Origin of the sequence: Burkholderia seminalis, from assembly GCF_001718535.1 — a bacterium.
In the GTDB taxonomy this organism is placed as follows: domain Bacteria; phylum Pseudomonadota; class Gammaproteobacteria; order Burkholderiales; family Burkholderiaceae; genus Burkholderia; species Burkholderia seminalis.
In genome coordinates this window covers 631,156-644,828 of record NZ_CP013399.1, presented here as the reverse complement: position 1 = coordinate 644,828, position 13,673 = coordinate 631,156, and the positions used below count along the sequence as shown (strand labels likewise).

The window sequence follows — 13,673 nt, the reverse complement described above, 5'->3', positions numbered from 1 at the left end:
CCTCCCGACATGGCAAAAGCGATCACGATTCTAGATTCTGTTTGTCATTGAATGCAATGTGCGGGCTGTCTACTATCGATGTATGCCCCGTCGCGCTCCTGGCTCGACGGCGGCCATAACGTACAGGAGACACGCATGCCTGATGGAGCGACCGCCCGGGCGGTGCCGGCCTACGCCGACGCCGTGGCCCGGTTCAGAATCGAGACCGCCGCCGCGCAGCTGCGCGGCGATCTGGAGCGCGGCATGAACGCGTGCGTCGAGTGCTGCGACCGGCACGCGACGGCGGACGCGGTCGCACTCGACTGGATCGACATCGGCGGGCGGCACCACCGCTTCATGTTCGCGCAGATGCAGGCGTGGTCGGCGCGGGTCGCGAACCTGCTCGTCGCGCAGGGCGTGAAGCCGGGCGACGTGGTGGCCGGCCTGCTGCCGCGCACGCCCGAGCTCGTCGCGACGATCCTCGGCACGTGGCGCGCGGGGGCCGTCTATCAGCCGCTGTTCACCGCATTCGGCCCGAAGGCGATCGAACACCGGCTGCGCATGAGCGATGCACGCGTCGTCGTGACCAACGTCGCGAATCGCGCGAAGCTCGACGAGATCGACGATTGCCCGCCGGTCGCGACGGTGCGCGAACCGGGCGACACGCTGCCCGAGCGCGACATCGATTTCCGCGCGGCGCTCGATGCGCAGCCCGATACGTTCGAACCCGTGCCGCGCAAGGGCACGGACCTGTTCATGATGATGTCGACGTCGGGGACGACGGGCTTGCCGAAGGGCGTGCCAGTGCCGCTGTACGCGTTGCTCGCGTTCGGCGCCTACATGCGCGAAGCGGTTGATCTGCGCGCAGGCGACCGATTCTGGAACATCGCCGATCCGGGCTGGGCGTACGGCCTCTATTACGCGATCACGGGCCCGCTCGTGCTCGGCCATGCGACGACGCTCTACGAAGGCAGCTTCACGGTCGAGAGCACGTACGACGTGATCGAACGGCTCGGCATCACGAGCCTGGCCGGCTCTCCGACCGCGTACCGGATGCTGATGGCCGCCGGGCCGGAAGCGGCGGCGCGCGTGAAAGGCAAGCTGCGCGTGGTCAGCAGCGCGGGCGAGCCGCTGAATCCGGAGGTCGTGCGCTGGTTCGACGCGGCGCTCGGCGCGCCGATTTACGATCACTACGGCCAGACCGAGCTCGGGATGGTCGTGAACAACCATCACGGTCTCGCGCACGTGGTGCATGTCGGTTCCGCCGGCCTGGCGATGCCGGGCTACCGTGTCGCGGTACTCGACGAAGCGGGCCGCGAGCTGGGCCCCGGCGAACCGGGCAACCTCGCGATCGACATCGCGCGCTCGCCGCTGCTGTGGTTCCGCGGCTATTGGCGGCAGGACACGCCGGCGATCGCGGGCGGCTATTACCGGACCGGCGACAACGTCGAGCTGGAGCCGGACGGCACCGTGAGCTTCATCGGCCGCGCGGACGACGTGATCACGTCGTCCGGCTACCGGATCGGCCCGTTCGACGTGGAAAGCGCGCTGATCGAGCATAAGGCCGTCAGCGAAGCCGCGGTGATCGGCGTGCCCGATCCGGAGCGTACGGAGATCGTGAAGGCGTTCGTCGTGTTGTCGAAGGGCTTCGACGGCACGCCGGAACTGGCCGAGGAATTGAGCCTGCACGTGAAGCGGCGGCTGTCCGCTCACGCGTATCCGCGCGCGATCGACTTCGTCGGCGCGCTGCCGAAAACCCCGAGCGGCAAGATCCAGCGCTTCGTGCTGCGCAAGATGGAAGCCGAGAAGGCCGCTCAACCATGAATACGGACTGCGAATGAATATCAAGGATCGCGTTTTTCTGATTACGGGCGCCGGCTCGGGCCTGGGCGCCGCGGTGGCGCGCATGGTCGTCGGGGCCGGCGGCAAGGCCGTGCTGCTGGACGTCAATGACGATGCCGGGACGAACCTCGCGCACGAACTCGGGGCGGCCGCCCGCTTCGTGAAGACCGACGTGACGAACGAAGCCGACGGCCAGGCGGCCGTCGCCGCCGCGCGCGACGCGTTCGGCCGCATCGACGCGCTGGTCAACTGCGCGGGCGTCGCGCCGGGCGAGAAGGTCGTCGGCCGCGACGGTCCGCACTCGCTCGACCGTTTCGTCCGTGCGGTGTCGATCAATCTGGTCGGCACGTTCAACATGATCCGGCTGGCCGCCGAAGCGATGTCGAAGCAGGACGCCGATGCGGAAGGCGAGCGTGGCGTGATCGTCAACACCGCATCGGTCGCGGCGTTCGACGGGCAGATCGGGCAGGCGGCGTATGCTGCATCGAAAAGCGGCGTGGTGGGCATGACGCTGCCGATCGCGCGTGAACTCGCGCGCTTCGGCATCCGCGTCGTGACGGTCGCGCCGGGCATCTTCGCGACGCCGATGATGGCCGGCATGCCGCAGGACGTGCAGGACGCGCTCGGCAAGAGCGTGCCGTTCCCGCCGCGGCTCGGCCGCCCGGAAGAATTTGCGGCGCTGGTGCGCCACATCGCCGAGAACACGATGCTGAACGGCGAAGTCATCCGTCTCGATGGCGCGTTGCGCATGGCACCGCGCTGACACTGGAGGAAGCGAATCATGACGACTCAGGATCCGATCGTAATCGTTGGCACGGCGCGTACGCCGATGGGTGGTTTTCAGGGCGACCTGGCGGGGGCCAGTGCGAGCGACCTCGGCGCGGTCGCGATTCGCGCGGCGCTCGAGCGCGCGAACGTGCCGGCCGAACGCATCGACGAAATCGTGTTCGGCTGCGTGCTGCCGGCCGGCCAGGGCCAGGCGCCGGCACGACAGGCCGCGCTGAAGGCCGGGCTACCGCTCGGCGCAGGCGCGACCACGGTCAACAAGATGTGCGGTTCGGGGATGAAGGCCGCGATGTTCGCGCATGATCTGCTGCTGGCCGGTTCGGCGGCGGTGGCCGTCGCGGGCGGGATGGAGAGCATGACGAATGCGCCGTACCTGCTGCCGAAGGCGCGCGCCGGGATGCGCATGGGCCACGGTCAGGTGCTCGATCACATGTTCCTCGACGGGCTCGAGGACGCGTACGAGAAGGGTCGCCTGATGGGCACGTTCGCCGAGGATTGCGCGCAGGCGTACCAGTTCACGCGGGAGGCGCAGGATGCGTTCGCGATCGCGTCGCTCACGCGTGCGCAGCGCGCGATCGCGGAGGGGCGTTTCGTATCGGAGATCGCACCGGTGACCGTGAAGGCCGGCAAGACGGAAAGCGTCGTGTCGATCGACGAGCAGCCGGGCAAGGCAAAGCTCGACAAGATCCCGAGGCTGAAGCCCGCGTTCCGCGAAGGCGGCACGGTGACGGCCGCGAACGCGTCGTCGATCTCGGACGGTGCGGCCGCGCTCGTGATGATGCGCCGCTCGGAAGCCGAACGTCTCGGCCTCACGCCGAAGGCCGTGATCGTCGGGCATTCGACGTTTGCGGACAAGCCCGGCCTGTTCGCGACCGCGCCGATCGGCGCGCTGCGCAGGCTGTCGGAGAAAACCGGCTGGAACCTGCGCGACGTCGACCTGTTCGAGATCAACGAAGCGTTCGCGGTGGTGCCGATGGCCGCGATGCGCGACCTCGACCTGCCGCACGAGAAGGTCAACGTGCATGGCGGCGCGTGCGCGCTCGGGCATCCGATCGGCGCATCGGGTGCGCGCGTGATGGTGACGCTGCTGGCCGCGCTCGACACGTATGGGCTCAAGCGCGGCGTCGCATCGCTGTGCATCGGCGGGGGCGAGGCGACGGCGATCGCGATCGAACGGGTCGCGTAACGCATCGCGGAATACGCACGCTGCAACGCGGGCGACGGGTCTGGCGCGGGGTGAACCTGCGCGTGACCCGTCGCCCGATTTTCATTCGGGAGAACTTGCCTTCGGCGACACCGCGCCGCACGCACGAATCACGAGCTGCACGACCTGCTCGGTCTTCTCGTCGAACGCCTTCTGCGTGAACGCGCGCTTGCCGCTCAGCGCGCGGATCTGCGCGTCGAAATCCGCGTAGTGCTGGGTGGTCGCCCAGATCAGGTACATCAGCGCGTGCGGGTCGATCGGCGCGAGCAACCCGCGCGCGATCCAGCCGTCGATCACGTTCACGCGGGTGTCGAACCACGGCTTCACGCGTTCCGACAGGATGTCCTGCATGTGCTCCGCGCCTTGGATGATCTCGTTGGCCCACACCTTCGAGCCGAGCGGGCGCCGCCGCGACAGCGCCATCTTCGCGCGCACGTAGCCGCCGATCGCTTCCACCGGATCGTCGCTGGCCTCGAACGAACCGGCCGCGCGATGCCATTCCTCGAACAGGTCGTCGAGCACGCGGCGGTACAGCGCGAGCTTCGTCGGGAAGTAGTAATGCAGGTTCGCTTTCGGCAAGCCGGCGCGTTCCGCGATCGTCGCGGTGCTCGCGCCGTCGAACCCGCGTTCGGCGAACACGGCCTCCGCACAGGCGAGCAGATGCGCTTCGTTGGATTCGCGGATGTGTGCCTTGCGTCGCCGCAAAGGCGCGGACGTCTCGTCGCTGTCGGTGGCTTCGGCTGCGGCCTCGTCATGTCTCATCGTTACCCTCGCGCGGCGGGCGTGCCGCGTTGGGCTTCATTCTAGCCGCTGATCCGCGTCGAACGCACGCATGCGGACAGCGCGTCCACCGCGATGCTGCGTTGCGATGGCACGTTTCTCGCTCTGTCCATTCCCGCAAGAAAGAGATTGCTTTGGTGATTTTGATCGTCTAAAACCTGTCCAATCGGACAGGATTTGACGGGTTTCGCACACGACACAAGCATGCACCGCCGATGGGCGCGCATGCCCCGAAACCGGCATGACGCGCACCGGCACAGACCGGGCTGACGACATCACCGACCCCACAGGAGCGATACGAATGAATGCGGTATCGGAAACAGTGAAGCGGGCAGCGCTCGACACGTCGATCAAGGTCGACGGGAAGCGGTTGTGGGAGAGCCTGATGGAGGTCGCGAAGATCGGCGCGACGCCGAAAGGCGGCGTGTGCCGCCTCGCGCTGACCGATCTCGACAAGGCCGGCCGCGACCTGATCGTCGGCTGGGCGAAGGCCGCCGGCTGCACGGTGACGGTCGATACGATGGGCAACGTGTTCATGCGCCGCGCGGGCCGCGTGGCCGACGCGGCGCCGGTCGTCACGGGCTCGCACGCGGATTCGCAGCCGACCGGCGGCCGCTTCGACGGCATCTACGGCGTGCTCGGCGGCCTCGAGGTGATTCGCAGTCTCAACGATCACGGGATCGAGACCGAGCATCCGGTCGAGGTCGTGATCTGGACCAACGAGGAAGGCTCGCGTTTCGCGCCCGCGATGGTCGCGTCCGGCGTGTTCGCGGGCGTTTTTTCGCTCGAGTACGGGCTGTCGCGCAAGGACGTGGACGGCAAGACGATCGGCGAGGAACTGGCGCGCATCGGCTACGCGGGCGACGTGCCGTGCGGCGGGCGCAAGCTGCACGCGGCGTTCGAACTGCATATCGAACAGGGACCGATTCTCGAAGCGGAATGCAAGACGATCGGCGTCGTGACCGATGCGCAGGGGCAGCGCTGGTACGAGATCACGTTCACCGGCCAGGAAGCGCACGCGGGGCCCACGCCGATGCCGCGCCGCCGCGATGCGCTGCTCGGTGCGTCGCGCGTCGTCGATCTCGTCAACCGGATCGGCCTCGATCACGCGCCGTTCGGCTGCGCGACGGTCGGCATGATGCAGGTCCACCCGAACTCGCGCAACGTGATTCCGGGCCGCGTGTTCTTCACCGTCGACTTCCGGCATCCGGACGACGCGGTGCTCGCAAAAATGGATGCGGCGCTGCGCGACGGTGTCGCGCGCATCGCGGCCGACATCGGGCTCGACACGGCGCTCGAGCAGATTTTCTATTACAAGCCGGTTGCGTTCGATGCCGCCTGCGTCGAGGCCGTGCGCGGCGCGGCCGATCGCTTCGGCTACTCGCATCGCGACATCGTATCGGGTGCCGGACACGACGCATGTTATCTGGCGCAGGTCGCGCCGACCTCGATGGTGTTCGTGCCGTGTGTCGACGGCATCAGCCACAACGAGATCGAGGACGCGACGCCCGCATGGATCGAGGCCGGCGCGAACGTGCTGCTGCACGCGATGCTGTCGCGCGCCTGCGAGCCGGTTTCATGACGCATCGACCGTAGCAGTCGGCAGGCTGCGTATCGCCTGATTGCAGGATGCCTCAGCATGACCGCCCCGACTGTGCGTTCGCAGCCGGCGGGGACGGCTTTGTCTCCACTCAGTCGAAGGAACGCGTATGACCACCAAGCCAACCGGCGATATCGCCGCGCATCGCCTGTCGTCCACGCAACTCTCGTGCGAATTCGCCGATATCGCGCCGCTGCTCGATCCGACTGCCGCGGCGGCCGCCGCGAGCCGCTGCCACTACTGCTATGACGCGCCGTGCGTGCAGGCCTGCCCGACGCAGATCGACATCCCGAGCTTCATCCGCAAGATCGGCAACGGCAACCTGAAGGGCGCCGCGACCGACATCCTGTCCGCGAATCCGCTTGGCGGGATGTGCGCGCGCGTTTGCCCGACCGAGATCCTGTGCGAAGGCGCGTGCGTGCGGAATCACCAGGATGCGCAGCCGGTTGCGATCGGCGCGCTGCAGCGGCACGCAACCGACTGGGCGATGGCGACCGGCGCGGTGCAGTTCCGGCGCGCGCCCGACACGGGCCGCCATGTCGCGGTGGTCGGCGCGGGGCCGGCCGGGCTCGCGTGCGCGCACCGGCTTGCGCTCGCCGGGCATCGCGTCACGTTGTTCGACGCGCGCCCGAAGGCCGGCGGCCTCAACGAATACGGAATCGCCGCGTACAAGACCGTCGACGATTTCGCGCAGCGCGAAGTCGAGTGGCTGCTGTCGGTCGGCGGCATCACGCTGGCAACGGGCGTCGCGCTCGGCCGCGACGTGACGCTCGACGCGCTGCGCGAGCAGCACGATGCGGTGTTCCTTGCGATGGGTCTGGGCGGCGTGCGGGCCCTCGCGATCGACGGCGAGCAACTGGGCGGCGTGATGAACGCGGTCGACTTCATCGAGCAGGTGCGGCAGGCCGACGGGCTCGAGAACGTGCCGGTCGGGCGGCGCGTGGTCGTGATCGGCGGCGGCAATACGGCGATCGATGCGGCGGTGCAGAGCCGCAAGCTCGGCGCCGAGCGCGTGACGATGGTGTATCGGCGCGGCGTCGACGCGATGAGCGCGACGTGGGCCGAGCGCGAATTTGCGCAGAAGAGCGGCGTCACGCTCGTCACGCACGCGAAGCCCGTGCGCATCGCGGGCGCGAACGGGCAGGTGAGCGGCGTCGAATTCGAGGCGGCGTCGGGCGAGCGCTTCACCGTCGAGGCGGACATGGTGCTGAAGGCGATCGGGCAGACGCTGGTGCCGGACGGAATCGCGGCCGCGTTGCTGACGGCCGACGGCACGCGCATCGCGGTGGAGGCCGACGGGCGTACGGCGCTGCCCGACGTATGGGCCGGCGGCGACTGCGCGGCGACGGACGGCATCGACCTCACGGTGCAGGCGGTGCAGGACGGCAAGCGCGCGGCCGCCTCGATCGATGCGGCGCTGGCGGCGCGCGACGCGAAGGCGGCCTGAACGCGGGACGTATCCAGGCATACCGATCACGACACCATTCTTCTGGAGCCGACCATGGCCGACCTTCGCTGCACCATCGCAGGCATCACTTCGCCGAATCCGTTCTGGCTGGCGTCCGCGCCGCCGACCGACAAGGCCTACAACGTCAACCGCGCCTTCGAGGCGGGCTGGGGCGGCGTCGTCTGGAAGACGCTCGGGCTCGATCCGCACGTCGTCAACGTCAGTTCGCGCTACGGCGCCGTGCAGTGGAACGGCCAGCGCATCGCGGGGCTGAACAACATCGAGCTGATCACCGACCGTCCGCTCGACGTGAACCTGAGAGAGATCGCGCAGGTGAAGCGCGACTGGCCGGACCGCGCGCTGATCGTGTCGCTGATGGTGCCGTGCAACGAACGCGACTGGAAATGGATCCTGCCGCTCGTCGAGGATACCGGGGCCGATGCGGTCGAGCTCAACTTCGGCTGTCCGCACGGGATGAGCGAGCGCGGCATGGGCGCGGCCGTCGGGCAGGTGCCCGAATACGTCGAGATGGTCACGCGCTGGGTGAAGGAAGGCACGAAGCTGCCGTGCCTCGTGAAGCTCACGCCGAACATCAGCGATATCCGGATGGGGTCGCGCGCCGCGTACAAGGGCGGCGCGGACGGCGTGTCGCTGATCAACACGATCAACTCGATCGTCGCGGTCGACCTCGATCAGATGGCGCCGATGCCGACGGTCGACGGCAAGGGCACGCATGGCGGCTATTGCGGGCCGGCCGTGAAGCCGATCGCACTGAACATGGTGGCCGAGATCGCACGCGACCCCGAAACGCCGAACCTGCCGATCTCGGGCATCGGCGGCATCTCGTCATGGCGCGACGCGGCCGAGTTCATGGTGCTCGGCGCCGGCAGCGTGCAGGTGTGCACCGCGGCGATGCATTACGGATTCCGGATCGTGTCGGATCTCGCCGACGGGCTGTCGAACTGGATGGACGAGAAGGGCTACGCGACGCTCGACGATATTCGCGGCCGCGCGGTGCCGAACGTGACCGACTGGAAATACCTGAACCTGAAGTACGACATCAAGGCACGCATCGACCAGGACCGCTGCATCCAGTGCGGGCTGTGCCATATCGCGTGCGAGGACACGTCGCACCAGGCGATCACGGCGACGAAGGACGGCGTGCGGCACTTCGAAGTGGTCGACTCGGAGTGCGTCGGGTGCAATCTTTGCATGCACGTGTGTCCGGTCGAGCAATGTATCACGATGGAGCGTGTCGATTCGGGCGACTACGCGAACTGGACCACGCATCCGAACAATCCGGCGAGTGCCGAAGCCGGTGCGGGCACCGCGGCGCCACCCGAGAAGCATGCGAAGGCGGCCTGACCGGCGTCCGGCGGCGCGCAATGTCCGCGCCGCCGCTTTTCGTGACCCCTGGGCCGGCATCGCACGATGCCGGCGCTGACGTTTTTCGTGGAGTGCGATCGATGACATCCGCAGCGAATCCCGCCGATCCCGACAGCGCCGCGGCGCGGGGCGGCAGCCTGTACAACGACGACCTCGCGCCGACGACGCCGGCGCAGCGCACGTGGAAGTGGTATCACTTCGCGGCGCTGTGGGTCGGGATGGTGATGAACATCGCGTCGTACATGCTCGCGGCCGGGCTGATCCAGGAAGGGATGTCGCCGTGGCAGGCGGTGATGACGGTGCTGCTCGGCAACCTGATCGTGCTCGCGCCGATGCTCCTGATCGGCCATGCGGGCGCGAAGCACGGCATTCCGTACGCGGTGCTCGTGCGCGCGTCGTTCGGCACGCAGGGCGCGAAGCTGCCGGCGCTGTTGCGCGCGATCGTCGCGTGCGGCTGGTACGGCATTCAGACCTGGCTCGGCGGCAGCGCGATCTACACGCTGCTGAACATCCTGACCGGCAACGCACTGCACGGCGCGGCGCTGCCGCTCGTCGGCATCTCGTTCGGGCAGCTCGCGTGCTTCCTCGTGTTCTGGGTGCTGCAGCTGTACTTCATCTGGCACGGGACCGATTCGATCCGCTGGCTCGAGAGCTGGTCCGCGCCGATCAAGGTCGTGATGTGCGTGGCGCTCGTGTGGTGGGCGACGTCGAAGGCCGGCGGGTTCGGCTCGATGCTGTCGGCGCCGTCGCAGTTCGCGGCCGGCGGCAAGAAGGCCGGGCTGTTCTGGGCGACGTTCTGGCCGGGCCTGACGGCGATGGTCGGCTTCTGGGCGACGCTCGCGCTGAATATCCCCGATTTCACGCGCTTCGCGCAGTCGCAGCGCGACCAGATGATCGGGCAGTCGATCGGGCTGCCGCTGCCGATGGCGCTGCTGTCGGTGGTGTCGGTCGTCGTGACGTCGGCGACCGTCGTGATCTACGGCAACGCGATCTGGGATCCGATCGACCTGACGAGCCGCATGACGGGCATCGGCGTCGGCATCGCGCTCGTGATCCTCACGCTCGACACGATGTGCTGCAACCTCGCCGCGAATCTCGTCGGCCCGGCGTACGACTTCTCGAGCCTGTGGCCGAAGGCGATCTCGTACCGTACCGGCGGGATGATCACCGCGACGATCGCGATCGTGATGATGCCGTGGAAGATCCTCGCGACGACGGACGGCTACATCTTCACCTGGCTCGTCGGGTACTCGGCGCTGCTCGGGCCGGTCGCCGGCATCATGATGGTCGACTACTTCCTGATCCGCGGCACGCAGCTGGATACGCGCGCGCTGTTCGACGAACGCGGCGGCTTTAGCTACGCGCGCGGCTGGAACCCGGCCGCGCTCGCCGCGCTCACGGTCGGCGTGCTGCCGAACCTGCCCGGCTTCCTGCATACCGCCTTTCCGGCGTCGTTCCCGAACGTGCCGGCGTTCTTTAACACGCTCTACACGTACGCGTGGTTCGTCGGCCTCGTGCTGGCGTCCGGCGTGTACGGCACCTGGATGAAGTGGCGCGCCGGACAGCACGCGCAGATCGCGAGCGCATGACGCGCGACATGCGTGTCGAGCGGCACCCGACAGTCAACGAGGAGGCAACCACATGGCAATCCTGATTCGCGGCGGCACCGTGGTCGATGCGGACCGCTCCTATCGCGCGGACGTGCTTTGCGCGGATCCGCAGGACGGCGGCACGATCCTGCAGATCGCCGAGCAGATCGACGCGCCGGCCGGCGCGAGCGTCGTCGACGCGCACGACCAGTACGTGATGCCGGGCGGCATCGATCCGCATACGCACATGGAACTGCCGTTCATGGGCACGACCGCGAGCGACGATTTCTACTCGGGCACGGCCGCCGGGCTGTCGGGCGGCACGACGAGCATCATCGACTTCGTGATCCCGAGCCCGAAGCAGCCGCTGATGGACGCGTTCCGCGAGTGGCGCGGCTGGGCCGAGAAATCGGCGGCCGACTACGGTTTCCACGTGGCCGTGACGTGGTGGGACGAGAGCGTGCACCGCGACATGGGCACGCTCGTGCGCGAGCATGGCGTGTCGAGTTTCAAGCACTTCATGGCGTACAAGAACGCGATCATGGCCGACGACGAGATTCTCGTGAACAGCTTCACGCGTTCGCTCGAACTCGGCGCGCTGCCGACCGTGCACGCGGAGAACGGCGAGCTCGTGTTCCGGCTGCAGCAGGCGCTGCTCGCGCGCGGCATGACGGGGCCGGAGGCGCATCCGCTGTCGCGGCCGCCGGAGGTCGAAGGCGAGGCCGCGAACCGCGCGATCCGCATCGCGCAGGTGCTCGGCGTGCCCGTGTACATCGTGCATGTGTCGGCCAAGGACGCGGTCGACGTGATCACGCGCGCGCGCGGCGAAGGGCTGCGCGTGTTCGGCGAAGTGCTGCCGGGCCACCTGGTGATCGACGAGGCCGTCTATCGCGACCCGGACTGGACGCGTGCGGCCGCGCACGTGATGAGCCCGCCGTTCCGCTCGGCCGAGCATCGCGAGGCGCTGTGGCGCGGGCTGCAGTCGGGGCAGCTGCATACGACGGCGACCGATCACTGCGTGTTCTGCGCATCGCAGAAGGCGATGGGCCGCAACGATTTCACGAAGATCCCGAACGGTTGCGGCGGTGTCGAGGATCGCATGTCGGTGCTGTGGCATCACGGCGTGAATCATGGCCGCATCACGCCGAACGAGTTCGTGCGGATCACGTCGACGAACGCCGCGCAGATCTTCAACCTGTATCCGCGCAAGGGCGCGGTGCAGGTCGGCGCCGATGCCGACCTCGTCGTGTGGGATCCGGCCGCGACGAAGACGATCTCGGTGAAGACCCATCACCAGCAGGTCGACTTCAACGTGTTCGAGGGGATGACGGTGCAGGGCGTCGCGACGCACACGCTCACGCGCGGCGCGCTCGCGTGGGCCGACGGCGAGCTGCGCGCGGTGCGCGGCGCGGGCCGCTACCTGGAGCGTCCGCCGGCGGCCGGCTACTACGAGGCCGCGCGGATCGCGAACCGGTTGCGCGAACCGCATCCGGTCGAGCGCGCGGGTTGAACGACGCGTGTCATGCGGGGCATGTCCGTTCGAGCGGAGAGCGGCATGCCCCGCGTGCGTTTTCCGCCAGGTAGATAGAACAACTGATCAAGTCGGATAGATGCGAAACGGGAAACGATCGATGCGGCTGGTCACGGTGATTTTGTCGGCGTTGCAGGCGCGCGTATCGAGCGAGTAACATCCACCCACCCCATGCAGGGGCCGCGAGCCAGGGCCGCTCGCCGGACAGTTCAAATAGTGAGAAAGGAGCACAAGGTGGATATTCTGCGCAGTCTCCTCGGTATGCTGTTCCTGTTGCTGGTTGCCTATCTGCTGTCGAACAATCGTCGGGCGGTGAGCGGCCGGACGATGATCGCCGCGCTGCTCACGCAGTTCGCGATCGGCGCGCTGGTGCTGTTCGTGCCGTCGGGCCGCGCGGCGCTGGCCGGGGCCGCGAACGGCGTCAATCGCGTGCTCGACATGGGCAATCACGGCATCGCGTTCGTGTTCGGCGGGCTGGTCGACGCGCGGATGTTCCAGCTGTTCGGCGACGGCGGATTCGTGTTCGGCTTGCGCGTGCTGCCGATGATCATCTTCGTCACCGCGCTGATCTCGGTGCTGTACTACATCGGCGTGATGAAGTGGATCGTCGCGATCCTCGGCGCGGGGCTCGCGAAAGTGCTCGGCGTGAGCCGCATCGAGGCATGTTCGGCCGTCGCGACGATCTTCCTCGGGCAGAGCGAGATGCCCGCGCTCGTGAAGCCGTTCGTGCGGAACATGACGAGCGCCGAGATCTTCACGGTGATGGCGAGCGGCATGGCGTCGGTCGCGGGCTCGGTGCTGGTCGGCTATGCCGGCCTCGGCGTGAAGATGGAATACCTGCTCGCCGCGTCGTTCATGGCCGTGCCCGGCGGCCTGCTGTTCGGCAAGCTGCTGTTTCCGACCGTCGAACCGAGCCGCGTCGTGGTCGACGGTCTCGATTTCGACGACAAGCGCGCCGCGAACGTGATCGAGGCCGCGGCATCCGGCGCGTCGGTCGGGCTGCGCATCGCGATCAACGTCGGCGCGATGCTGATCGCGTTCGTCGGGCTGATCGCGCTGATGAACCTGATCGTCGGCGGCGCGGCCGCGTTCGCGGGCTTTCCGCAGGTCACGCTGGTGGGCATCATCGGCCACCTGTTCGCGCCGCTGGCGTGGATCATCGGCGTGCCGTGGCACGATGCGACGCTCGCCGGCAACTTCATCGGCGAGAAGCTGATCTTCAACGAGTTCGTCGCGTACGGCGACCTGTCGCCCTACCTGAAGGGCGGCGAGCACGTCGCGGCGGCCGGCCTGCAGGTGCTCGACCCGAAGACGCTCGCGATCGTGTCGTTCGCGCTGTGCGGCTTCGCGAACTTCTCGTCGATCGCGATTCTCGCGGGCGGCTTCAGCGCGGTCGCGCCGGAGCGCCGCTCGGAAGTCGCGCGGTACGGCCTGCGCGCGCTGACGGCGGCCACGCTGTCGAACCTGATGAGCGCCGCGATTGCCGGGCTGTTCTTTTCGCTGCATTGAATCGTGCAGTAGACTCCGAC

Annotated in this window: 10 protein-coding genes; 9 read left to right on the top strand and 1 reads right to left on the bottom strand. The window is 68.0% G+C overall.

Annotated elements, in window-relative coordinates; genetic code table 11:
• Positions 1–135: 135 nt before the first annotated feature.
• From WJ12_RS18700 to WJ12_RS18690, 3 genes are read left to right on the top strand one after another with little or no spacing between them, the layout of a single operon-like run.
• Entirely contained in the window at positions 136–1,803 is a 1,668-nt protein-coding gene (locus tag WJ12_RS18700; RefSeq protein WP_059558020.1) for an acyl-CoA synthetase, read from the top strand.
• A gap of 13 nt (positions 1,804–1,816) precedes the next feature.
• Entirely contained in the window at positions 1,817–2,584 is a 768-nt protein-coding gene (locus WJ12_RS18695; RefSeq protein WP_034190674.1) for a 3-hydroxyacyl-CoA dehydrogenase, read from the top strand.
• Between the two features lie 18 nt (positions 2,585–2,602).
• Positions 2,603–3,793, top strand: coding sequence for an acetyl-CoA C-acyltransferase (locus tag WJ12_RS18690; protein WP_059557987.1), 1,191 nt, complete (start codon positions 2,603–2,605; stop codon positions 3,791–3,793).
• 81 nt (positions 3,794–3,874) lie between these two features.
• Here the strand turns inward: WJ12_RS18690 and WJ12_RS18685 are convergent, their stop codons facing one another.
• Positions 3,875–4,573 carry a TetR/AcrR family transcriptional regulator gene (locus tag WJ12_RS18685; RefSeq protein ID WP_034190672.1) on the bottom strand — a complete coding sequence of 233 codons (699 nt, stop codon included), beginning with the start codon at positions 4,571–4,573 and terminating at the stop codon, positions 3,875–3,877.
• Positions 4,574–4,892: 319 nt separating this feature from the next.
• Between WJ12_RS18685 and WJ12_RS18680 the strand changes: the two genes are divergently transcribed.
• The 6 genes from WJ12_RS18680 to WJ12_RS18655 all read left to right on the top strand — a co-directional run bounded on the left by WJ12_RS18680 (position 4,893) and on the right by WJ12_RS18655 (position 13,653).
• Complete coding sequence (locus WJ12_RS18680; RefSeq protein WP_059557986.1) at positions 4,893–6,173, top strand: Zn-dependent hydrolase; 1,281 nt, start codon at positions 4,893–4,895, stop codon at positions 6,171–6,173.
• 127 nt (positions 6,174–6,300) lie between these two features.
• The gene (locus tag WJ12_RS18675; protein ID WP_034190670.1) at positions 6,301–7,638 is read left to right on the top strand and encodes an NAD(P)-dependent oxidoreductase; all 1,338 of its coding nucleotides are present in this window, start codon (positions 6,301–6,303) and stop codon (positions 7,636–7,638) included.
• Between the two features lie 54 nt (positions 7,639–7,692).
• On the top strand, positions 7,693–9,003 hold the full coding sequence (gene preA, locus WJ12_RS18670) for an NAD-dependent dihydropyrimidine dehydrogenase subunit PreA (RefSeq protein WP_034190669.1): 1,311 nt from the start codon (positions 7,693–7,695) through the stop codon (positions 9,001–9,003).
• Positions 9,004–9,104: 101 nt separating this feature from the next.
• On the top strand, positions 9,105–10,613 hold the full coding sequence (locus WJ12_RS18665; protein WP_059557984.1) for an NCS1 family nucleobase:cation symporter-1: 1,509 nt from the start codon (positions 9,105–9,107) through the stop codon (positions 10,611–10,613).
• Positions 10,614–10,665: 52 nt separating this feature from the next.
• Positions 10,666–12,123 (top strand): dihydropyrimidinase, encoded by a 1,458-nt coding sequence (gene hydA / locus WJ12_RS18660; protein WP_034190667.1) that lies wholly within the window; start codon positions 10,666–10,668, stop codon positions 12,121–12,123.
• A gap of 255 nt (positions 12,124–12,378) precedes the next feature.
• Positions 12,379–13,653: a NupC/NupG family nucleoside CNT transporter gene (locus WJ12_RS18655; RefSeq protein ID WP_034190666.1), complete on the top strand. Its 1,275-nt coding sequence runs from the start codon at positions 12,379–12,381 to the stop codon at positions 13,651–13,653.
• Positions 13,654–13,673 lie beyond the last annotated feature (20 nt).

Bases quoted from the DNA above. Each gene is read 5' to 3' on its own strand.
- WJ12_RS18700 (WP_059558020.1), top strand. From the start codon at position 136: ATGCCTGATGGAGCGACCGCCCGGGCGGTGCCGGCCTACGCCGACGCC.
- WJ12_RS18680 (WP_059557986.1), top strand. From the start codon at position 4,893: ATGAATGCGGTATCGGAAACAGTGAAGCGGGCAGCGCTCGACACGTCG.
- WJ12_RS18685 (WP_034190672.1), bottom strand. From the start codon at position 4,573: ATGAGACATGACGAGGCCGCAGCCGAAGCCACCGACAGCGACGAGACG.
- WJ12_RS18665 (WP_059557984.1), top strand. From the start codon at position 9,105: ATGACATCCGCAGCGAATCCCGCCGATCCCGACAGCGCCGCGGCGCGG.
- hydA (WP_034190667.1), top strand. From the start codon at position 10,666: ATGGCAATCCTGATTCGCGGCGGCACCGTGGTCGATGCGGACCGCTCC.
- WJ12_RS18690 (WP_059557987.1), top strand. From the start codon at position 2,603: ATGACGACTCAGGATCCGATCGTAATCGTTGGCACGGCGCGTACGCCG.
- preA (WP_034190669.1), top strand. From the start codon at position 7,693: ATGGCCGACCTTCGCTGCACCATCGCAGGCATCACTTCGCCGAATCCG.
- WJ12_RS18695 (WP_034190674.1), top strand. From the start codon at position 1,817: ATGAATATCAAGGATCGCGTTTTTCTGATTACGGGCGCCGGCTCGGGC.
- WJ12_RS18675 (WP_034190670.1), top strand. From the start codon at position 6,301: ATGACCACCAAGCCAACCGGCGATATCGCCGCGCATCGCCTGTCGTCC.